19 protein-coding genes and 4 tRNA genes are annotated in these 23,048 nt (G+C 41.8%); 19 read left to right on the top strand and 4 right to left on the bottom strand.

Annotated features, from left to right (window positions below; all coding sequences use genetic code 11):
* The first annotated feature begins 138 nt into the window (after positions 1–138).
* The 14 genes from RUMAL_RS12540 to RUMAL_RS12475 all read left to right on the top strand — a co-directional run bounded on the left by RUMAL_RS12540 (position 139) and on the right by RUMAL_RS12475 (position 8,913).
* Positions 139–564, top strand: coding sequence for a hypothetical protein (locus tag RUMAL_RS12540; protein ID WP_013499087.1), 426 nt, complete (start codon positions 139–141; stop codon positions 562–564).
* A 176-nt stretch (positions 565–740) separates the two neighbouring features.
* Positions 741–1,487, top strand: coding sequence for a recombinase family protein (locus tag RUMAL_RS12535; RefSeq protein WP_013499086.1), 747 nt, complete (start codon positions 741–743; stop codon positions 1,485–1,487).
* A gap of 668 nt (positions 1,488–2,155) precedes the next feature.
* On the top strand, positions 2,156–3,226 hold the full coding sequence (locus tag RUMAL_RS12530) for a hypothetical protein (RefSeq protein ID WP_013499085.1): 1,071 nt from the start codon (positions 2,156–2,158) through the stop codon (positions 3,224–3,226).
* A gap of 335 nt (positions 3,227–3,561) precedes the next feature.
* Positions 3,562–3,876 (top strand): helix-turn-helix domain-containing protein, encoded by a 315-nt coding sequence (locus RUMAL_RS12525; protein WP_013499084.1) that lies wholly within the window; start codon positions 3,562–3,564, stop codon positions 3,874–3,876.
* A 109-nt stretch (positions 3,877–3,985) separates the two neighbouring features.
* Positions 3,986–5,173, top strand: a complete 1,188-nt coding sequence (locus RUMAL_RS12520; protein WP_013499083.1) for a site-specific integrase — start codon at positions 3,986–3,988, stop codon at positions 5,171–5,173.
* Between the two features lie 268 nt (positions 5,174–5,441).
* Positions 5,442–5,750, top strand: a complete 309-nt coding sequence (locus RUMAL_RS12515) for a YerC/YecD family TrpR-related protein (protein WP_013499082.1) — start codon at positions 5,442–5,444, stop codon at positions 5,748–5,750.
* Positions 5,747–6,499: a class I SAM-dependent DNA methyltransferase gene (locus RUMAL_RS12510; protein WP_013499081.1), complete on the top strand. Its 753-nt coding sequence runs from the start codon at positions 5,747–5,749 to the stop codon at positions 6,497–6,499. The genes RUMAL_RS12515 and RUMAL_RS12510 overlap by 4 nt, the downstream gene beginning before the upstream one ends.
* 29 nt (positions 6,500–6,528) lie before the next feature.
* Complete coding sequence (locus RUMAL_RS12505; RefSeq protein ID WP_013499080.1) at positions 6,529–6,903, top strand: hypothetical protein; 375 nt, start codon at positions 6,529–6,531, stop codon at positions 6,901–6,903.
* A gap of 24 nt (positions 6,904–6,927) precedes the next feature.
* Positions 6,928–7,806 carry an Hsp33 family molecular chaperone HslO gene (gene hslO, locus RUMAL_RS12500; RefSeq protein ID WP_013499079.1) on the top strand — a complete coding sequence of 293 codons (879 nt, stop codon included), beginning with the start codon at positions 6,928–6,930 and terminating at the stop codon, positions 7,804–7,806.
* 304 nt (positions 7,807–8,110) lie between these two features.
* Positions 8,111–8,186: transfer RNA gene (locus RUMAL_RS12495), tRNA-Val, on the top strand.
* Positions 8,187–8,211: 25 nt separating this feature from the next.
* A tRNA-Asp gene (locus RUMAL_RS12490) sits at positions 8,212–8,285 on the top strand.
* A gap of 39 nt (positions 8,286–8,324) precedes the next feature.
* Positions 8,325–8,397: transfer RNA gene (locus RUMAL_RS12485), tRNA-Gly, on the top strand.
* A gap of 9 nt (positions 8,398–8,406) precedes the next feature.
* Positions 8,407–8,477, top strand: a tRNA-Cys gene (locus RUMAL_RS12480).
* 58 nt (positions 8,478–8,535) lie between these two features.
* Positions 8,536–8,913 carry a VOC family protein gene (locus tag RUMAL_RS12475; protein WP_013499078.1) on the top strand — a complete coding sequence of 126 codons (378 nt, stop codon included), beginning with the start codon at positions 8,536–8,538 and terminating at the stop codon, positions 8,911–8,913.
* A gap of 115 nt (positions 8,914–9,028) precedes the next feature.
* Here RUMAL_RS12475 and RUMAL_RS12470 read toward each other — a convergent pair whose 3' ends face one another.
* The 3 genes from RUMAL_RS12470 to RUMAL_RS20830 are packed head-to-tail and all read right to left on the bottom strand — an operon-like array spanning position 9,029 to position 13,043.
* The gene (locus tag RUMAL_RS12470; RefSeq protein ID WP_013499077.1) at positions 9,029–9,439 is read right to left on the bottom strand and encodes a peptide deformylase; all 411 of its coding nucleotides are present in this window, start codon (positions 9,437–9,439) and stop codon (positions 9,029–9,031) included.
* Between the two features lie 4 nt (positions 9,440–9,443).
* Positions 9,444–11,288, bottom strand: a complete 1,845-nt coding sequence (gene uvrC, locus RUMAL_RS12465) for an excinuclease ABC subunit UvrC (protein WP_013499076.1) — start codon at positions 11,286–11,288, stop codon at positions 9,444–9,446.
* 51 nt (positions 11,289–11,339) lie between these two features.
* Entirely contained in the window at positions 11,340–13,043 is a 1,704-nt protein-coding gene (locus RUMAL_RS20830; protein ID WP_013499075.1) for a PIN domain-containing protein, read from the bottom strand.
* A gap of 694 nt (positions 13,044–13,737) precedes the next feature.
* Here RUMAL_RS20830 and gdhA point away from each other — a divergent pair.
* The 3 genes from gdhA (at position 13,738) to RUMAL_RS22515 (ending at position 18,957) form a co-directional block, all read left to right on the top strand.
* On the top strand, positions 13,738–15,087 hold the full coding sequence (gdhA, locus tag RUMAL_RS12455) for an NADP-specific glutamate dehydrogenase (protein WP_013499074.1): 1,350 nt from the start codon (positions 13,738–13,740) through the stop codon (positions 15,085–15,087).
* Between the two features lie 557 nt (positions 15,088–15,644).
* A complete protein-coding gene (locus tag RUMAL_RS12450) occupies positions 15,645–18,509 on the top strand; it encodes an ABC transporter ATP-binding protein/permease (RefSeq protein ID WP_013499073.1) in 2,865 nt (954 codons plus the stop codon).
* Positions 18,510–18,654: 145 nt separating this feature from the next.
* Positions 18,655–18,957: a hypothetical protein gene (locus RUMAL_RS22515; RefSeq protein ID WP_013499072.1), complete on the top strand. Its 303-nt coding sequence runs from the start codon at positions 18,655–18,657 to the stop codon at positions 18,955–18,957.
* 33 nt (positions 18,958–18,990) lie between these two features.
* Here RUMAL_RS22515 and RUMAL_RS12440 read toward each other — a convergent pair whose 3' ends face one another.
* Positions 18,991–19,920, bottom strand: coding sequence for a LysR family transcriptional regulator (locus RUMAL_RS12440; protein ID WP_013499071.1), 930 nt, complete (start codon positions 19,918–19,920; stop codon positions 18,991–18,993).
* Between the two features lie 316 nt (positions 19,921–20,236).
* On the opposite strand from RUMAL_RS12440, the gene RUMAL_RS20825 reads away from it, so the two are divergent.
* Both RUMAL_RS20825 and RUMAL_RS12430 read left to right on the top strand, forming a co-directional pair.
* A complete protein-coding gene (locus tag RUMAL_RS20825) occupies positions 20,237–21,616 on the top strand; it encodes a leucine-rich repeat protein (RefSeq protein WP_013499070.1) in 1,380 nt (459 codons plus the stop codon).
* Between the two features lie 133 nt (positions 21,617–21,749).
* The gene (locus RUMAL_RS12430) at positions 21,750–22,997 is read left to right on the top strand and encodes a leucine-rich repeat domain-containing protein (protein WP_013499069.1); all 1,248 of its coding nucleotides are present in this window, start codon (positions 21,750–21,752) and stop codon (positions 22,995–22,997) included.
* Positions 22,998–23,048 lie beyond the last annotated feature (51 nt).

Genomic DNA, 23,048 nt, shown 5'->3' with positions numbered 1-23,048 from the left:
CAATATACCCCTTTACATTTACGCTGTAATGTGAATTAGCTTAAAACAACGTATTTACGCACTTTTATAAAACAAGGTTGACATTTTAGTTGACATTGACACATGATTGCGAATATTATGTAAAAGAGGTATACACAAATGAACAATGTTAATTCTATCGAAGAAGTAAAAGAGATTTTTAAACTTGCAGACCCAGCTTTTGACTTTCGTAAAGATGATAGTTGGGATTTGACGGACATGGACAGACTAAAGCGTGGTGTTGGTGCAGAACTTGTAATAGATATAGGCAAGTCAGACGGAGAGGACAGTTTTATTTCGTGGCTTACAAGTCGTGTTATCAACCCGATTGTTAAAGTCAGAGAAACACACTTGACTATAAAGACCAGAATGGAAACAATATTATTGCTTGATTGGGATAGCGTTATTGTTAAGCAGATAAAGACAATAAGTGATGATTGCTTGGATTATACTGATTATGTTGTTGTGCTTGGTGCTGACAGTAAAGATTATCAGCTTGCATTGAGAGTGAACAAGGAACTGCAAAAGTATTGTAACTATATATGATACGTAAAGGCTTGCTATTTATTAGTGAGCCTTTTTTGTTTCGGTAAATAGATAGTATTATTTTGAACGTTAAAGAAAAAAGTATCAAAACCTATTGACATTTGGTTTGAATGATGTTATAATCACAGTATCAAAATAAGCGAACGTTTAAAATAATACAAAAGGAGTGTTCAAACATGAAAGAAAATAATAAGGTTTATGGCTATTGCAGAATATCAACAGCAAAACAAAGTATTGACAGACAGATTACTAACATCAAAAGAGCATACCCGACAGCAGATATTAAAGCAGAGGTATACACAGGAACAAAGAGCAACAGACCAGAGTGGATTAAGCTGCTTAAAATAGTTCATGCAGGAGATACGATTGTATTTGATAGTGTTAGCAGAATGAGTAGAAATGCAGAAGAAGGATTTAACACATACATGGAACTATACAACAAAGGTATTAACCTTGTATTTCTCAAAGAACAGACAATAAACACAGATAGTTTTAAGTCGGTTTTAGGTGAGAACAAGTTATCAATTAAAGTGAATACAAATGATGATGATACAGACAGATTGATAAATGGCATTATGTCAGAAGTAGCTATTTACATCACTAAGTTAGCAGAAAAACAAATTAGGCTTGCATTTGAACAAAGCGAAAAAGAAGTTCAGGATTTACACGGCAGAACAAGCGAGGGTATCAGAGAGGCTAAAGCAAAGGGGAAAAAGATAGGCAGACAGAACGGACAGACGGTAACAACAAAGAAGTCAATAGCTGTTAAAGAAATGATTGTAAAGTATCACAAGGCTTTTGGGAATGGTACACTGAATGATATTGATACAATAGCTATGATAAATGGTCAAGGTGTTGGAGTTGCAAGAAACAGTTACTATAAATACAAGTCTGAACTGTTTGCCGAATACGGAATAGAATAATACAAAGCCTGCTATCAAAAAGATAACAAATGATAGCAGGCTTTTTATATGTTTAAAATAGAACATGATAACAATTCTTGCTAACTTTTTATATGTTTATGGCTACTTCATTCACATACCAGGTATTGAAAAAATGCTACCGAACAATTTAAAGTGCTTAAAACAGCGTATTTACGCACTTTTAGAGTGCTAATAAAATACTATAATTTACTATTCGGCTATTGAATAAAAACTACCATGATATAGGGGAAATTAAAACTTTACAGGGTAAATAATTGTACAGTAAAGCTATTACCTAGTTCATCTAAACACAAGGATTTCGGACTTTCACCGAAGTGTACACCGAACAATTCAAAATGTTAAGATTGTAAGTGTATAACAGTGAATGTGATGTTATTAATTTTTATCACATTCATTATTTATCATGAATAATATGTACAATAGCGCGTACAGTATTCACCTTGATTGTTTGTAAATTATACAGATTTTACAATGCAAGGGTTTACATTTTCTATTTGATTGGGGTATAATAAGCTTGAAAATACAAAAGACAATTTGATATAACTTAAAATCAAACATTCTTTATAAAATAAAATGGTGGTGGTGCTTATGATTGAATTGAAAATAAACACAGAAAATAAATAGATAAAAGATTGGAGGAATATAAAATGTTATATGGAAAAGAAATAAACGAAATAAGAAAATTAAGAAAAAATAACCGCTCTAATTTTAGGTTGAGAATGATTGAATACCAATTTGCACAGGGGCATATTAGCAGAGAACAGGAATTAGATAAAGCTGTTAAGTTAGTGCTTGATTATATAGGTGAAAAAGTTAAATCACCTGATACATTAAAGATACTTTCTGAAAGCGAGATGTATGCAGGAATTGACACTATTCAAATTAAGACGGACAAAGAAATTGAAGAAGAAGTAATTAAACAAAAAGATTATGTACATAATAACAAGCGGAAATGTTTGAAAGATGGTCGGTGGTTATATGTTGTTAATCCCGACAAATTTAATGATAATATTGGTATCTATAAAAAAAGTGAATATACCAAAGTGTTTGATGAAATGATGTTTAACCTTGAATTGACCGCTAGAGAATTATCATTGTCAAGGGTTGATTTTAGGTTTGACTTTTTCGATGATAACACATTTAATAAGTTATGGAAACTCAATAACGTTTTAATAGCATTATTATCCCAAAAGTATAATATAAAAAACAGATACGCAAGTACCGACATCATATCGTGTGAACGTTTGACACTTAGAGCGCAAACACAATATTTTCAAATTGAGTATTATCATAAACGCAAACAAGAACCAAATGGAAATGTTGATACTAGATTAGAATTAAGGTCATGTAAAATGGCAAACAATACTGATGAAAGAAAAGAGTTTGAAAAATGGAAAACAAAGCTTTTGAAAATTCTTGATAGTGATTTATATAAAACCCTACAAGAAGAAAAGAATAATCGGTTATATGAGCGATGGAAAAAGGAAAAAACTACATACAAAAATATGTCAGTATATGAATTTCTATCAAAGTATATAGACCATTTCTATACACAAGAACAATTATCTGATTTCTTTAAGTGGTTAGGATATAAAGCACCTAACACGGCTGCATCTGATTATAAGCGAAAAAAAGGTTTTGAGCCAATAAGCATGAAGTTATTAACGGAGTATGTTAATAAAATCATTTCAAGTGGTGAAAGATTTTTTGATAGTTGATACAGCTAAAATAATTAGTCGTTGACTAACTTTTTGAAAATGTCAGATGTGCTTTAAACCGCATAATATAGGGCTGAAATGCACTTTTGTAATTTTGCAAATGACTAATATAGTAATTATCATTAATAATCATAAATTACACAGATACATAAAAACTAGAATAGTAAATCAGAATATAATAATAGCACTATCTATAAAGACTAGAATTAAGAACATAAAAATTAAAATCACAGTTTTAATTATACAATGCCGTACAATACAACAGAGAGCAATTCTAAAGTTGATACATGGTAAGGTAGTATAGAGATACGACAAATACAACAGCAGGCTTTACAATGCCGTACAATACAACAGAGAGCAATTCTAAAGCTGATATAAAGAAAGAGGGAATAGAAATGAATACCAATATCAATTTCACAAACACAGCAAAAACACCAGACAAACTAACATCTAATTATCTTTGGAGTAAAATAAAAGGTTATTGCAAGTATAACAAGATAGATAGGACGGAACTTGCAAGGGCTTTACAAGTAACTCCGACAACAGTTAGCAACTATAGTCAAAGTGCAGATAATCTGAAACTATCATCAATTTATAATTTCTGTAAAGTATATCATATTGACAGCTTGTGTGAGTTAGAACAGTTTTAAAAATATTCCATGTTCTGATATTACATATAAACTTGACTTCACGTTAAAAACATGATACAATACTGATGCAATTATGTGTTAGTGTTGCTATCATGTGAAAGGAGTATTTATGGCTAAGAAAAAAAGCAATACTAATTGTTTTTATGTTGGTGACAGACAGTTTAATGCACATATAGCGGATAACGGTAATTATTATATACAAGCTGACTTCGGTAAAGATGAAAGCGGTAAACGCATTAGAAAAAAGGTAACTGCAAAATCTCTTAATGAGCTATCAAAGAAAGTTGAAGAACTGATTATTGAGTTAGAAAGTAATCACGGTGATAATATTACACTTGTCAACGCGTTTGAAAGCTATATCAATACTCATGCTTCATTGGCATATAACACGCTTAACAGTTATCGCAATACAATAAAATACTACTTCAAAGAACTGCAAAATAAACCTATTAGACAGATAACTAAAAGTGATTTAATGCAAGCTATTAACACGGATATAGCAAAAGGATGTGCAAAAACCACTATGAAACGTGAGTTTACTGTTTTATGCGTGGTATTAAATTATTTTGAAGTGCCAGCTTTAACACCAAAGGTACAAAAGGAACTGAAAAGCTATGTCAACAATGCAACATATATAGGTAAAGGCAGAAAGAAAGACTTTGAAAATTTGCCTACTGCACTTGATGTTGTTGAATGGCTTAAAGCTGATACAACGAAATACAAAGACAGGACAGCTGTTTGTGTGCTGCTCGGTCTGCACAGTTTAAGGGTTGAAGAAGTCAGAGGGCTTAAATTTAAAGACGTTATCAAAGAGAAGAACGGTAATTGTTATGTGAATATTCATGCTACAAAGACTTGTATTAGAGGTAAAGACCATTTTAGAGAAGAAACTAAGAATGAATACAGTACAAGAAGATTTCTGATTGACAACAGATTGTATGACATGATACATAGTATTGAACATAAATCAGATGATGATTTTGTGATTTCAATATGTAATTGGCAGTATGGTAGTTGTATTAAACAACTTGCTATTAAGAACGGATATGATTGGATAACAGCACACATATTAAGACACATATTCATAAGTGATAACAAAGATTGTACAATTGCGGAAATTGTTGGTGGTTGGTCTTTAAAGGGTGGTGTATCTAAAACAGTGTACACACACGCTAGGCATGAAGAAAAAGAAAAGTTGACAAAAGAGTATTCGGGCAAACTGCTTGATTGCTATTTTGATACAGAAAAAGACAGCTGCGAACGAAACATAACATGGACAGTTAATAAAGCAGTGTGATTTTTTGTACTTGTATTTGGTTGACATTTGGTTGACATTCGGGTGACATTTGAGTTGATTTTTATAAATCTTATTTGACTTTTGAGAGCAGATAAGAAACAGAGAAGAACGGAAAATAGCGTAAATACGCACTTTTATAAAATGCATTTGATTTTAATGAAAAATGTTTATAAGCACTTCTTGACATTTACGCTGTAATGTGCTAAAATATAATTGTGATTTAGCACTTTACAATATGAAAAACAGTAGATGTAAAGGAGTGTTTTTTATGCGTGATAAATTAGAGATAGCAAATCTTGATGAGCTTTACGAAGCGATACTATGCCTGGAAACTCTTGATGAGTGCAGGCTTTTCTTTAAAGATCTGTGTACCGTTCCTGAGCTGAAGAGCTTTTCACAGCGCTTTCAGGTAGCCAGGATGCTGACAGACAAGCACGTATACAGCGATATCGTCAAGGAGACAGGGGCTTCTACGGCTACAATCAGCCGTGTGAACAGGTCGCTTTCCTATGACGGCAGCGGCGGATATAACATAGTCTTCGACAGGCTGGAGAAGAAAAAGGGATCCGAGGAATGAACGGCTACAGCAGCTTTGCCGGATATTACGATGCCTTGCAGAAGGATGTGCCCTATGGGGCGATAGCTGCAAGGATACGTCAGCTGGGGCTTGAATACAGCAGTGAGAACGAGGTAGTCGTTGAACTGGGCTGCGGCACTGGCAGACTTTGCCGTGAACTTGAAAAGTTTGGGCTGGACGTTATCGGTGTGGATATCTCGGCGGATATGCTGGAGGAAGCTGAGGAACAGCGTACACCTGACAGCGATATCACCTATATATGCCAGGATATGTCGGAACTTGACCTCTGGGGCGCTGCGGATATGATAGTATGCGTTCTTGACGGCATGAATCATCTGCCGAATGAGGAAGCTTTCCGCAGGACTGTGGAGCGTGCTTCAATGTTCACCTGTGACGGCGGGCTGTTTATATTTGATGTGAATACCGAGTACAAGCACCGTGAGGTACTGGGCGATAACTGTTTCGTCTATGAACTTGACGGGCTGTTCTGTGCATGGAGGAATAACTGCCGCGCAGACGGCAGGGTGGATATCGCATTGGATTTCTTTGCTGAAAAAGAGGACGGCAGCTACACCCGTGAGAGCGAGTACATCAGTGAGATACTGCTACCGCGTGACCTTATCGAGGAGACGGCGGAGGAGTATGACTTTGAACAGATAGGAGTATACGACGGGCTGACAAATGATCCGCCATGCGATACTACTCAGCGTGAACTTTATGTTTTCAGGCGTAAGCCTAGGGGATTATAAATAGATATAAGCACTTAGAGGGTAAGTCGATGGAAGATAAATATACTGATTTTGAAGAATATGATATTTCGGATCTGGAACTAATAATTAATGAACAAAGAGATTTGTATTCTGAAGAAGAAATTGAGCGGGCAAAGGAATTGCTTGAACGCAAAAAGCATGAAGAGATCTCAAACCGAAATACCACCGCTGATCTGTCAATAAAAGATGTGGATCGTATGTTTACAATGCTTTGTATATGTGCGCTGTTAAGTCCTTTGTGCGGAATTGTATCGTGTGTTGGTGTCGGGATAAAGTGTTCAGCGAGACTTCGTAGGTATATGAAAACTCTGATCGCAGCAACGATAGTGTCGCTCATACTCAGAGTATTTCTGGCATATGGCGGTATCATGCCTTTCATATGATTTTTAGATTAGGAGATAGTTAAATTGGGAAGAATTGTAAGAGCAATATCAAAGGATGCTTCGGTGGTATGCTCTGCCATTGACGGCAAGGATATAGTTGAGGAGATAGAGCGTGTGCATGAGTCCTCGGCGGTGGTAACAGCCGCGCTGGGCAGACTTGCTATGGGTACTTCGCTTATGGGCTTCGGCATGAAGGGCGAGGACGACAAGATAACCGTTAAGATAGAAGGCGGCGGACCTGCAGGTCAGCTGATAGCGGTCGCTGACAGCTACGGCAACGTAAAGGCTGATGTTATGCAGCCCGTGGTCGAACTTCCGCCTAATGCCATAGGCAAGCTTGATGTTGCAGGTGCAGTCGGTACGGACGGCACTATCACAGTTATAAAAGACCTTGGTCTTAAAGAACCATATGTCGGACAGGTGCCCCTTATCAGCGGCGAGATAGCTGAGGATATAACAGCCTACCTTGCTCAGAGCGAGCAGGTGCCAAGCGTGTGCGCTCTTGGTGTACTGGTCAACGCTGATCTGACAGTAAAGAACGCAGGCGGTTTCCTGATACAGGTGCTCCCTTTCGCAAGTGATGAGATAATCACTCAGATCGAGAAGAATATTCAGGCTATGCAGTCTGTGACCAAGCTTATGGAAGACGGCAGGACTACCGATGAGATAGCACTTATGGCGCTTGAAGGTCTTGAGCCTAATGTGCTTGATGATTTCAAGGTAGAGTATCGCTGTGACTGCTCGCGTGAGAGAACGGAGAGGGTTCTGATATCTCTTGGCGAGGCGGAGCTCAATGATATCATAAAGGACGGCAACGTTGATATCAAATGTCACTTCTGCGGAAAGGAGTATACCTTTACCCCTGATGAGGTGCGCAAGCTGATAGCAGAAAGTAAGGAATAAACCAGCTGCTGTAAGCTTGACGATTCACTTGCTATAGTATATAATATGCTTAGTCGAACATTGGAACAAGGCTCATGTGATCTGCGGAATGCAGTGAACGTGAGCTCTTCCTTTTATATTGAAAAAGGGGCAGTGATCGTGGATCTTGTGCCGAAAATAAAGTTAACTCAGGGTTAAAAAATTAAAATAAAAAAATATTATTTTTTTTGAAAAAAGGGGTTGACAAATCACTTGTAATGGTGTATAATAGATACTGTTGTGAGGGACAAAACAAAAACGAAAACCTCACAAAGTCCAGCAAAATGGGGGTTTAGCTCAGCTGGGAGAGCATCTGCCTTACAAGCAGAGGGTCACAGGTTCGAGCCCTGTAGTCCCCACCATCAAGAGTTTGAATAAAACTCTTACGGCCCGGTAGTTCAGTTGGTTAGAACGCCGCCCTGTCACGGCGGAGGTCGTGAGTTCGAGTCTCATCCGGGTCGCTTGTGTCGAAAGGCACTGTCAATAAAATATTGGCACTTGCGGATTTAGCTCATCTGGTAGAGCGCCACCTTGCCAAGGTGGAGGTAGCGAGTTCGAGCCTCGTAATCCGCTCTTTTTTATGGCGCTATAGCCAAGTGGTAAGGCGTGGGTCTGCAACACCCTGATCCCCAGTTCAAATCTGGGTGGCGCCTCTGAGTGATGATTATATGATCATCACTCTTTTTTATACTATAATAACGAGGTGGTAACGTGATAAAGGGTATACATCATATTTCGCTGAAATGTCACGGAGGAGATGAACTGGAGAAGGTAAGGGAACTGTATTCGGGTATACTGGGTCTTGAAGTTAAGCGTGAATGGTGCGACGGAGTGATGTTCGATGCGGGAAACTGTCTTATCGAGGTATTCACAAACGGAGAGGGAATCAAGACAACAGGTGCTGTACGGCATTTTGCGTTTGCTGTGGATGATGTTGATACTATTATAGAGAGTGTACGTGAAGCAGGATACGAGGTGTTTAAAGAACCGAGTGATATCTGTATACCTTCTGAACCTCCGCTGCCTGCAAGAATGGCTTTCTTCTATGGTGCCCTTGGTGAGGAGATAGAGTTGTTCTGTGAGAAGTGATGTATTCTGCTGACGGCATTGATATCGCAGGCGGGAAATAATATACGGACATAGTATGAGCGTATGCATAGGTGTGCATACGCTCGTATTTTTGTATATATAGCTGTGTTATACATCAGATGATTATGCCTTCAAGATGGTCGCATTCATGCTGGATTATCTGGGCTACAAAGCCTGTGAAATCACCGCGCTTTTTGTTGAATGAGGTATCCTGATATTCAACGGTTATCTTTTCCCAGCGCTTTGTCTTGCGGACGCCTGTAAGGGAAAGACAGCCTTCCTCGGTTTCGTAGGGCTGGGCTTTCTTTACTATCACGGGATTTATCATAACGATATCCATTATGCCTGCGGTGAATATGATGATGCGCTTGTTGAAGCCTATCATATTTGCTGCCATGCCTACACAGCGGTCGTGGTTTGCTTTCAGGGTATCCCGGAGGTCTGTGATTATATCTACATCGTTCTTGTCCGCTTTTATGGACTTCTTTTTCAGGAATATAACATCGTGTACTATTTCTCTTACCATAATATCAACTCATTTCATCTATTATCTTTTTGAGCTCTGCTGCGGTATCGGCACTTATGCCAGCCACTGCACGGAGTTCCTCGGCGGATGCTTTTTTCAGAGCTTCCTTTGTTTTGAATTCGCGCATGAGCTTCTGGGCTTTTTTCTCGCCCACGCCCCTTACGGAAGTGAGTTCAAGACTGAAAGCAGTCTTTCTGCGCTTTGAGCGCTGGTAGCTTATTGCTACGCGGTGGACTTCATCCTGTATCTGCGTTACCAGTGCGAAGGCGGCGCGGCTTTTCAGCAGGGATATCTCTCCGCTGCCTGTAGCTATGGCGCGTGTACGGTGGCGGTCGTCCTTTACAAGACCGTACAGGGGTACACTTATACCAAGACGTTCAAGAACAGGTCTTATGGTGTTTACGTGACCGTTGCCGCCGTCAAGGAGTATCAGGTCGGGAAGCTGTGCGAAACCGTCATCGGTGCCTTTTTTGTATTCGGCAAAACGTCGTTCGATGACCTCGGTCATGCAGGCGTAGTCGTTTTGCTCAAAGACGGTCTTTATACTGAATTTGCGATAGTTTTTGCGGCATGGTCTGCCGTTTTCAAATACTACCATACCAGCCACCATATCGGTGGATGCCAGATTGGAAATATCGTAGCATTCGATGAAGCGGGGCGGTTTTTCCATGCCAAGCGCCCTTGCCAGTTCGTCCAGCCCTGCGACTTCGCGTCCTGTTCTGCCTACGCGGACGGATATAAATGCGTTGGCGTTATTTTTTGCCATTGTGGATAGTCTTAATAAATGTCCTCTTTTTGGTACACTTACGTGAACGGCGTGGTCATATTTCTCGCGGAGATACTGCTCAAGCATAAGGATATCCGTGGGGTCTTCTTCGAGAATGATAGTTTTTGGTGCGTCATCCTTCATGGCATAGAAGCTGAGGACGAATTCTTCCATCATCGCAGCAGGTTCTGAGCGGTCGCCGAGGAAGTAATCTGCCTTGTCGGTCAGTCGTCCGCCGCGGTACATTATAACACTTGCGCAGGCGATATCCGCACTCTGTGATATGGCGATGATATCACAGTCGGGAATGGTTTCATCAATGACCTTCTGGCTCTCGGCAGCTTTCTGTATGGCAGTTATCCTGTCACGCAGCCTGGCTGCAAGTTCAAATTCAAGGTTTTCGGCGGCACGTTCCATTTCTTCGGTAAGACGTTCAACTGAACTGGATGAACCGTTTTTGATATAGTCAACTGCCTGAGAAACGATGCTGCGGTATTCCTCCTCGCTGAATTCACCTGTACAGACACCCATGCAGCGTTTGATATGGTAGTTAAGGCAGGGACGCTGCTTTTTGATATCGCGAGGGAATATTTTTGTACAGGTGGGCAATCTGAACACGCGGTTTGCTTCTTCTACCGCTTGTTTCACGGTGAATGAACTGGTATATGGCCCGATATATTCGGCACTGTCATCGGATTTCTGCAAAACCGCTTGTATGCGCGGATACGGCTCGTCAGTCACGCGGATATAGCTGTAGCCCTTGTCATCTTTCAGAAGAATGTTGTATTTCGGGGTGTGCATTTTAATAAGGGAGCATTCAAGTACGAGGGCTTCAAATTCACTGTCTGTCACTATGAATTCGTAGTCGTTGACATTGGATACCATTTTCCACACCTTCGGCAGATGATCCTGTCCTTTGCGGAAATATGAATTTACGCGGTTGTGCAGGTTCTTCGCCTTGCCGATATATATTATCTTACCGCTTTTGTCCTTCATTATATATACCCCGGGTGAAGTGGTAAGCTTTGAGGTCTTGTCCCGCAGGTAGGGCAGGCGGGGATTGTGTTCTTCGGTGATATGCATATATCCTCCATTCAAGAATTATCCCCCGTCGGCTGACGGGGGATATTTTAATTACTTTATTGCTTCGCGCAGTGTTTCGTACTCAGCCTTTATCGCATTGTAATAAACACAGCCTTCCTTTTTGCCGAACAGCTTTATCATGCGTATGTAGAGCTGCTGGCGTGAGGGTACTTCTCTGAAAAGCTGGCGGATAAGCTCGATCTCCTCGGGGGAACACTTGCCGTCAAGGAGCTGATCGAGGCTCTTTGTCTGAGTGTTCACATCGGGAGAGGCTGTATCGGATGCGGCTTTCTTTTTGGTTCGCGGCTTTGCTGTCTTGGCAGGCTTTTTATCCTCCTCGGATCTAGCTGCCTTGGCGGTTTTGGCTTTAGTACTCCTGGTCTTCTTCTTTGCGGGCTTTTCCTCAGCTGCGGCAGGAGCCTCGGCTTTTTCGGAGGTCTGCTCGGCAGGCTTTTCCGTTTCGGGAACGGAGATATCTGCCTTGGGTTCGGATGCAGGTTTTGCAGGAGCTTCGGTCTTGACGGTAGTTTCAGCCTTGACAGGAGCAGTATCTGCAGTTGGCGCTGTTACAAATCCCGGGTGCTCGGCAGCATACATCTCTCTGAGTCTGAGATACTTGGGACGCAGCAGCTTATAAAGCTCGGTGGCATCCTGCTTGTAATCCTTGGCGAGAGCGTTGTGGAACTCCTCTTTGGTATCGGAGTTAATGAGCAGCTGGGAAATATGGTTTATCATCTCAGCCTTGCAATCGGTCTTTTTCATTATCTCTTTAAGAGCGGCGAAGAAACCGTTTGATTTTGCTTTGGGCTTATCGGCAGGCTTTTCACTGACTGCTTCCTTTGTCGGCGGCTCTGCTTTGGCAGGCTCACAGACAGCGGCAGCTTCCTTTTTTGCTGCCGGAACTGCTGAGGGCTTTTCCACAGGGATATCCGCAGTTTTCTTTTCGGGGATATTTTCTGTCTTGCTCTCAGTCTTTTTATCGTTCTTTTTCACATCTATGATGGAATAAGCGCTGAATGATGCTTCAAGAGCGTTGAGCTCTTCTGCGCTGATAGTGAATTCTTCAGCTTTATCGGGCTGAGTTCTTTTAGCCTGTACAGGAGCCTTTTCCTTTTTGGGCGCCGGCTTGGGAGAGCGTTTCTCGGTCAGATCTGCACTCATTACAGGCGGCTTTTCAGCGGCTTCGTTATTTGGAGCCGGCTGTGCTGTATCGGTTTCGGCTGCTTCAGACTTGGTATCGTTTACTTCTTCTGCTGCCTGAATATCTTTTGTGATATCTTCGGCTGAGTTTTCGGCTGATGTATCGTCAGCGGCACCGAAAACGGCTGTGTCGGTATCGTCATCGTCGGGCACTATCTGCTTCTTTCCGCCTGCATAATTGATAGCCTGTGCTATGGTCTTGGTGCGGTAAACTATGCAATCGGGTGCTGCTATGTATTTGCCGTGCCAGAAATCGTGAAGGAAATCAAAACTCTTGTCATTACTGATGACGAATATATGGCTGTAGTAATTCTTGCTGACCAGATATCCAAGCAGAGTCGAAAGCTGGAAATCCAGTGCGTTCTTGCCGCCTACGTGTACCTTGAAATACTCGACCTCGGCTTTGGATATGAGCACCTTCTGGTGCATCTCGAAATTGATGGTGTCGGCATTCTCGCTGTAAAATATGATCACGCGGTCATACTCGGTCAGGCTGTCGATACCTGTAAGACCCTTTGACTTTACGTTTTCAAAGTCGATAAGATAAATTTTCATCTGTCTTGTCCTTTCGGTTTTTTACGGACAGGCAGTGTTCTGTGCAGCATCGGCTCGCACAGAACCTCTGCACCGTTCGGACATTTCATCTGCCGTCCCGTGACGCACATCAGGGTCAGTATTCGCCTGTGCGAAAGGGAAGGGATATGATATAAGTCGGTCGGTACAAAGATATCCGTGCTGCCGCAGTGACAGACATCACTGCCGTGTCCGTTTCAGATTCGGTGCAGATACAGCACCGTCACAGATAGTATACCATATATACTCCAAAAAGTAAAGATATATAGCAATAAAATCTATGATTTTTTGATATCCGCAGTTGTAACAGTCAAGGAAATACCACGGCGGCTAATGCAGGTTCATTGTAATGCAGGAAATGGATTTCTAAAATTCATAATTGAATAAAATCCTGCAGAATAGGCATTTTGAGTTTGTTTGAGATGTTTTGGCGTATTATTTTGCGATATAAAAATACTGAACTATTCCGACTAATTGCATAAATATCAAGATGAAATTACGCAGTTTTATTTCTAATAAGCTAAAAATTGTGCGGAAACTGAATTTTTTTGTTTTTACACTTGCAAAATGGGATATTGTGTGCTATAATATAAAGGCAGTGTGAGCCCGACGCGGACAAATGTCCGTGTGTGGCGTGCTTACAGCAGACTATTTATTTAAGATGGGAGTTTTTACAATGGCATTGAAGAATGAGTACCTCCAGAAGGTATACGAGCAGGTCGAGAAGAGAAACCCCGGCGAGAAGGAATTCCACCAGGCAGTTTATGAGGTTCTTGAGAGCCTTGTTCCTGTTGCTGACAAGAGACAGGATCTTATTGATGCAGGCGTATTCGACAGAATAGTTGAGCCCGAGAGACAGATAATGTTCCGTGTTCCCTGGGTTGATGACAACGGCAAGGTACAGGTAAACAGAGGTTTCCGTATCCAGTTCAACTCCGCTATCGGACCTTACAAGGGCGGTCTGAGATTCCACCCCACAGTATGTGCTTCCGTTATCAAGTTCCTGGGCTTCGAGCAGACTTTCAAGAACAGCCTGACCAGCCTTCCTATGGGCGGCGGCAAGGGCGGTTCTGACTTTGATCCTCAGGGCAAGTCTGACGCTGAAGTTATGAGATTCTGCCAGAGCTTCATGACTGAGCTGTGCAAGCACGTTGGCGCTGATACTGACGTTCCTGCAGGTGATATCGGTGTTGGCGGAAGAGAGATCGGCTATCTGTTCGGTCAGTACAAGAGGATCAGAAACGAGTTCGTTGGCGTTCTGACCGGTAAGGGTATGGAATACGGCGGATCCCTGATCAGACCTGAGGCTACAGGCTACGGCGCTGTTTACTACGCAGTTGAGATGCTCAAGCACTACAATGATTCCATCGAGGGCAAGACCTTTGCAGTATCCGGCTTCGGTAACGTTGCTTGGGGTACTATCAAGAAGGTTAACGAGCTGGGCGGAAAGGTAGTTACTATCTCCGGTCCTGACGGTTATATCTACGACAAGGACGGCATCACAGGCGAGAAGGTAGATTACCTGCTGGAGATGAGAGCTTCCTGCAGAAACAGAGTTCAGGATTATGCTGACAAGTTCGGTGTACCTTTCTATGCAGGCAAGAAGCCTTGGGAGGCTAAGGCTGATATCTATATGCCTTGCGCTACTCAGAACGAAGTAAATCTTGATGATGCTAAGAATATCGTTGCTAACGGTGCTAAGTACTATATCGAGGTTGCTAATATGCCTACAACTGCTGATGCTGTTGCATACCTGAAGGAAAACGGTCTGAATGTTGCTCCTTCAAAGGCAGTTAACGCAGGCGGCGTTTCCGTTTCCGGTCTGGAAATGAGCCAGAACTCCATGAGATATAACTGGACAGCTGAAGAGGTTGACGCTAAGCTGCACCAGATCATGAAGAATATCTTCGACGCTTCTGTTAAGGCTGCTAAGGAGTACGGTCTGGGCGATGACCTGATCGCAGGCGCTAACATCGCAGGCTTCCTGAAGGTTGCTGAGGCTATGAAGGCTCAGGGCGTGGTATAATCTCTGCCATTTAAACTTTAGTCCTTATATATCGATATACCCGTCGGTTTCGGCGGGTATATTTTTATACAAAAGAGGGTGTTGCAACCGCAGCACCCTCTAACTATATCCGAACATCAGAGTAAAAAACATAATTACTGGTGAAATAAGCTGTTTCAGTGCGCACACCCCCCAAGCCCTCTTCAAAAAAGAGGACTCGGGGGTGTTTTGTTCTGTATACGCCTTTCACCGCTGACTGTATGTTGTATCCGGGTTTCAGCTGACCGTTTCTCATATGGCTGAATTTTCATCCGTGTCACAGTTCACTTTTAGCAGGGGATATTTCGTGACTGCCTGTAAATAATTATAGAACAAAATATCCGTTAAGTAAATACCATGTTTGTATCACCTGATCTTTAATTGATTTCACATAATTATCACATAGTTATTACTTGTAGTTGTTCAAGGTGTGATAAAATGAAATTTGTCGAGTTTTTCTCAGCGGGCGGAGTTGATCTTGATGCTGTGAAAACTCTGTACTATTAAATATATAAAGACAGACGAAAGAAGGAGAGCAAATGTTAAAGATCCAAGACATCCGAAAGGAGTACATCACAGGCGATCTGAAACAGACCGCGCTGGACGGGGTCAGCCTTAATTTCCGTGACAATGAATTTGTTGCGATACTGGGTCCGTCGGGTTCTGGAAAGACGACACTGCTGAATATAGTGGGCGGACTTGACCGCTATGACAGCGGCGACCTAATCATCAACGGGATATCTACAAAGAAATACAAGGACAGGGACTGGGACAGCTACCGTAACCATACAATAGGTTTTGTGTTTCAGAGCTACAACCTTATCCCGCACCAGAGCGTGCTTTCAAATGTTGAGCTTGCCCTGACCATTTCGGGTATCTCTAAGTCCGAAAGAAAAAGACGTGCTAAAGAAGCGCTTGAAAAAGTGGGACTTGGAGAACAGATACACAAGCGTCCCAATCAGATGTCGGGCGGACAGATGCAGCGTGTGGCTATCGCGAGAGCATTGGTAAACGACCCCGATATACTCCTTGCGGACGAACCGACAGGTGCTCTTGATTCCGAGACCAGTGTACAGGTTATGGACTTGCTTGCGGAAGTCGCAAAGGACAGGCTGGTCATAATGGTTACACATAACCCTGAACTGGCGGAGCAATATGCCAACAGGATAGTAAAACTCAAAGACGGAAAAATGATAAACGATTCCAACCCTTATGAGGTAGATGAGACCGAACTTGCCTCACCCGAGCACAAGAACATGGGCAGATCGTCAATGTCACCGCTGACTTCGCTGGGTCTCAGTTTCAACAATCTGCGTACCAAAAAGGGAAGAACTCTGCTGACCTCTTTTGCAGGCTCTATCGGTATCATAGGTATCGCGATGATACTTTCACTGTCAAATGGTGTAAACAATTATATCAGTGATGTACAGAAAAGCACCATGGCGTCGTATCCTATAAGTATCGAAGCTCAGACTTTTGATATGAGCGCTGTGATAGAAAACACTCCCATGGGCAGGCAGAGCGAAGAGGAAAAAACTCACGATATGGACGGCGTTTATGTTGACAACTCTGATTTTGAGGACAGGGCGGCTATGACAATGAGCCTCACAAAAAACAACCTGACCGCTTTCAAAAAATATCTTGACGATAAAGACAGTGAGATAAACAAATACGTGGGTGAGAACGGCATAGTTTATTCCTACGATACAAAATTCGGCGTATTCACATATGATGAAAACGGCGAATTCGTCAACACCGACGGCAGTACCCTCAGTTCCAGAAAGGCAACTCCTCTGGAAGGCAGGGATGTAATGGGCATGATGGGCGGTGCTTATGCATCTGATTTTTCACAGCTTATCGCAGGGACTGACGGTAATCAGGTCAGCAATGCTATGACTGAGAATTATGAAGTCCTTTACGGTAAGTATCCTGAAAAATACGATGAGGTCGTACTTGTACTTGATGAAAACAATGAAGTCTCAGCAACTGTTCTCTATGAACTCGGGATACTTCCCTCACAGGAATATAAAGATATCGTGGATCAGATAGATGCAGGCAAAGAGGTCAAAATAGAATCCAAAAAGCTGGATTATGCTGATATCTGTGCTAAGGATTATTATCTTATTCCCCAGTGTGATCTTTTCATAAAGAACGAGAACGGCACATATGATAATATATCGGATGACAATACCGCCATAGAGGGAATGATAGACAGTGCAATAAAGCTGAAGATAGCCGGTATCATCAAGCCTAACGCTGATTCTGATGTTCAGCTGATCAACACACCGATCGGTTATACCTCGGCGCTGACAAATTACCTGATAGATCATACCAACAACAGCGAAATTGTAAAAGAACAGCTGGCAAACAAGGACATAAATGTCATAAACGGTCTTAGCTTTGAAGCTGCCGATGATAAGCAGAAGATCGAGGATGCAAAGACATATATAAGAAGCCTTAACACAAGTGAAAAAGCTGGTATTTACACTACGATGATGCAGTCCATGGACAGTATGTCCATGATGTCGATGGCAGGAATGTCCATGGATGACCTTTCAGGCATCATCCCTGAAATTACAGGTGAGATACAGAAACAGAGCAACTCAGCAAAAGCAGGGGAGTCCGATGATGCTGAAACAGCAGAAAACGCAGATATCCCCGATATGCCTGATGAAATGGCAGACCCCGAAAATATGAGCGAGATGGATATGTCGCAATTACTTGATGAATATCTTGAATCTCCCGATGATAATGTAATGCTGATGATATATGATATGTATATCTCAAACGGCAACTATGATGATACACTCTCGACACTTGGCGTTGTAAGTTTAGATGCACCTTCATCAATAGATATCTACGCAGACGATTTTGAATCAAAGGACGCCATAGCACAATGTATCCGGGACTATAACAATAAGGCAGGTGCTGAAGACCAGATAACCTACACCGATTATGTAGGTCTGATGATGTCCTCGGTAACAAAGATAGTAAATACAATATCCTATGTACTGATAGCCTTTGTTGCAGTATCGCTGATAGTATCCTCCATCATGATCGGAATCATCACCTATATCTCCGTTCTTGAAAGAACAAAGGAGATAGGTATCCTCCGTGCGATAGGTGCTTCAAAGAGGAATATCTCACAGGTATTCAATGCTGAAACATTTATCATCGGACTTTGTTCGGGTATTATAGGTATAGGACTTACCCTACTTATGCTGATACCCGGCAATGCAGTGATACATCAAGTGGCAGAAACAGATGATGTTAATGCATCTCTCCCTGTGCTAAGTGCATTTGTACTGATAGCCCTCAGCATATTCCTGACACTTATAGGCGGTTTTATCCCCGCGAAGAAAGCAGCCAAGAAAGATCCTGTTACAGCCCTCAGGACAGAATGATATAAAATTATCCCGCCGATGTGTTTATATTAAGCACATCGGCGGGTTTGTTTTACTGAGTATAAGTGTCTGTCAAAAACAATCTTAAAGGCACAAACCATAAATACAAGAACGCCATAGTATCCCAGAAGATCACGGAAATACTATGGATCCGAGTGGACAGATACGCTTCAGAAGTGATAATTACGTTACTTTTCCTTCGGATTATTCATATACTCTTGTAATGGAAAACGGCATTTTGGTTGATGAAAACTCAGGTGCATCAGCAGAAGCATATTTGGGAGATGAGGAACAAGATTATGATTTTTACATAGAAGTGACTGAACCGGGACCGGATCATTGGCCTATTCAGGTGCAATACTATGCTGCTGAATACTGCTGCAAATTCAACCGCCGCAAGCTTGGAAACAGTGCGTATTTAAGGATCTTGGCTGCTTTGGTGCAGTGATCTTACTTGTGGTGTGTTAAGGGGATAACCATATTATAATATACTGATCTCTTTGCGTACCTTTTCAAGTTCCTCCAGGAATATATTATCTGTAGCGCTGAGCCGGTAGCTGGATTGGTATATCAGAACGTCCTTATTGGTCTTGCGGATATTCGGGGTACTGCGCTGTACAAGTCTGCAGCGGTCAAGTATCTCCTGCGGCATGGGCGATACCCACATATATGATTCGGGACACGACGACAGTATATCGAACTGACTTCCTCTTTCGTATACATATATATGCCGTCTGTGAGGGTTGAGATCGGAATTCTTTTTTTGATATACCGATGCGATATTTGGGACGGTGTTATCGCCGTGGAGTATCTCGATATACTTTTCAAGCACATCCTCGGTGATATCATCTTCAAGGGCAAGGGGGCTGTCCTCGCTCATTATAAGCACATAGTCATACTCCCAGCTGCTGTGTACGGTGAGGTTCTTTTCCTCCAGCAGCGGAAGAAAAAAGCTTTCGTATGCGATGGGATAGCGTATTATGCCCATATCATATTCGCATTCGACTACAGAGTTTATAGTTTCCATGGAGTTGGTTTCTTTGATCTTGACATCCATAGCCTGACTGTCTGATACGTTGTTTAAAAAGCAGGTAAATGCATGGGTGATATAGCTTGCACGTGGCAGAAGGAGTGAAAAGCTGACTCTGTTATTGACGTTGTCCTTGTAGAGATTTTCCATCTTATCCAGCTGGACGAGTATCGCCTTGGCATACTGCAGGAAAGCCTTGCCTTTATCGGTAGGTACTACGCCCTTTGCAGAACGCTTGAATATCGGTATACCAACTTCATGTTCCATTTCTTTTATAGCTTTGGAAAGATTCGGCTGACCCATATAAAGTGCAGCTGCAGCTTTGGTTATAGAACCAAGGCGCTCGACTTCCACAACATATCTCAAATGCGTAAGATTCATCTTCATCCTCCGTCCATGTGATAAAATATATACGCTCATATGTATTATACAATATCATAATTTATATGTCAAGTGTTTTTACAAAATAATGAATTGTGTATCTGAAACCCTGTTTGACTGCGTATCTGCTGAATGAAATAGCTCTGAAAATACGCGCTCATGCGGCATTTATAAAGGGTGCTGAGTTGGGTGTCGGATATTGTATTTACATTTATCAAAAAATATGGTAGAATAGTTAAAAAAATTATGATAAAATAGAAGAATAAAGTTAGTGGTATAATCAAATGAAAAATTGTTTTTTATGGAGGTCGTTAAAATGGATATTAAAAGAATTGCAGCAGGTCTGCTGGCATTGGCACTGGTCACAGGCGGAACAGCTCTTCCTATGGCAAGGGATGGCGGGATCCGTGTTATCTCAGCGGCGGCAGAAGGCAGTGCTGATTATGAGTACAGCGAACTGGATGACGGTACTGTTAGCATAGTCAAATATCTGGGTACCGAAGCAGATATTAAGATACCCGATGAGATCGACGGCAAAAAGGTAACGAGCATAGGCGAAAAGGCATTCTATAATATGAACAGCCTGACAAGCGTTGAGATACCCGAAGGCGTTACTGAGATATGCAATAGCGCATTTGATAACTGCAAGCTCCTGAGAGAGGTCATACTGCCCGGAACGCTGAAGACCATTGGTGATTCTGCTTTTACATGGTGCCTTAATATGGGCAGTATATATCTGCCTGACGGACTCGAGAGCATAGGTGCATCGGCATTCAGTGACTGCTATTCACTTAATGAAGTAAGGATGCCCGAAGGCGTGAAGACCATTGGCGAGCAGGCATTTATGAACTGTTACGGTCTGGCTGATATTACTTTGCCTAAGGGTATAACTGAGATAAGCGAGAAAATGTTTTTCAATTGCAAATCACTGAAGAGCATAGTGATACCGGATGGTGTAACAGCTATCGGAAATCACGCATTCTATTACTGCATATCACTGAGTGACGTAATGATAGCGGGAAGCGTTAAGGATATAGGTACATTCTCATTCAGTAAGGCGACAAGTCTTGGATTGAAGATATACTGTGTAAAGGGTTCTGCTGCGGCGGCGTATGCTGATGATATCGGTTTGGACTATGTTTATATGAATGATCTGATACCAGAGGTAACATTTGAAAAAGGCGATGAAAGTGTTGAACTCAAATGGGAAGAATCTTTCGGCGCTGAAAAATACGGAGTATACGGTTTACAGAACGGAAGCTGGAAAAAGATAGCTGAGGTGGATACTCCTTACTATCTGCTGGAAAAACTCAAGCCAGGCGCCGAGTATCAGGTGGCTGTATCAGCTATCATATGCGGCAAGGAGTATACAGATGTAGAAAAGGCTATAACCGTAACACCCAACGAAAAGGCTGTTCCTGCATATCCTGTGCCTGAGGAAGTGCAGTACAACGAGGTTTATCATCAGTTCAGGGTGAAGTGGTCGGCAGTGCCCGATGCACAGCAGTACGGCATAGCTGTAAAGCTGGCAGGAAAGTGGAAGGTACAGGCATACACAAATGCCAAGACCACTACTTTCACATCACCGAAGCTGAAACCGGGAGATAAGTATCAGATGGTGATATGTGCAAAGGTGAACGGTGAATGGGATACCAGCAATATCAGCGGCAGAGCATTTACTGTTACTATCAAGTAATATGATCAATAATTGCGACAGCAGGGCTCAGGCTCTGCTGTTTTTTGCGTTTATTTGAAATTTTTGTTGACAAATAATGATTGCTGTGGTATCATACAATATGTAAAATAATTTAATTTGGGAGGTAATCAATATGAATAAAAAAAGATTTACATCAGGTCTGCTGGCGCTGACACTTGTATTCGGAGGTACTGCTTTGCCGGGTGCAGTTGTTTACAGTGGTGTGACAGCTTCGGCTGCAAGCTCTGATACAGAAGTGCTGACTTATGGCGATTATGAGTACACTTTAGATAATGGTACTGTTGAGATAACAAAGTACAACGGTACCGATGAAGTTGTTGATATACCTGCTGAGATAGACGGTTTGGCTGTGACAAGTATCGGCAGGAGAGCTTTTTATGAATGTGGCGATTTACTTGAAGTCAAGATACCTGATGGTGTTAAAAATTTAGGTGCACAGTCTTTTTGTTCTTGTAAGAAATTGATCAAAGTGGAAATGCCCGACAGCGTTGAAACTTTAGGAGGCAGTGTGTTTGCAACGTGCATTGCTCTGGAGAGAGTTACATTATCAAGTAAATTAACTGAAATAGAAATTGCAACATTTGATGGCTGTGAAAATCTTACGGATGTTGAGCTGCCTTCCGGTATTAAATCTATAGGTGAGGCTGCATTTCGTGCTTGCTATAACCTTGATAATATCAACCTGCCTGATGGTCTGGAAACTATTAAAGATTATGCTTTTCAAAACTGTAAAAAAATTGTCAGCATATCAATACCTGATACTGTGACATATATTGGAACTATGGCTTTTTATGCGTGTACTTCTCTTGAAGATGTTAAATTATCATCTAACGTTGATTATATAAATAACTCTAATTTTTACAGGTGTACAAGCCTTAAAGAATTAGTAGCTCCTGCAAGCTTAAAGAAAATTGGCGGAAATACCTTTACAAACAATTACAGGTCTGAAAATGAAAATAAAGAACCTTCTTTCACACTGAAGTGTTATAATGGTTCAGCTGCTGAGAAACACGCACTTGCAAACGCTACCAATTTCAAGGTGATAGACATTGAAAACAGGACTGAATTTCCTGAGCTGAGAGAGGCAAAATTTGCAAAAGTTGCAAGGATCAATTATTCGGATTATTTCCAGTTCCGCCTTAACTGGACGGAGGTAGAGGGTGCACAGCAGTACGGTGTTGCAGTTAATCTGGCAGGAAAGTGGAAAGTACAGGCTTACACCGACGCAAAGACCACGACATTTACTTCGCCTAAGCTGAAAGCAGGCAGCAAGTATGACGTGGTGATATGTGCAAAGGTCAATGGAAAGTGGGATACATCAGATCTTGCAAACAGGGCTTTCACTATTGCAGTTAAGTGATATGCAGCATTGTAGGATAATATCCGAATTACATACCCTCGGGATACTTTA

This window comes from Ruminococcus albus 7 = DSM 20455 (assembly GCF_000179635.2).
Lineage (GTDB): Bacteria > Bacillota > Clostridia > Oscillospirales > Ruminococcaceae > Hominimerdicola > Hominimerdicola alba.
Note: the sequence above shows the minus strand (reverse complement) of the source record. Positions and strands in the feature narration are given on the sequence as shown.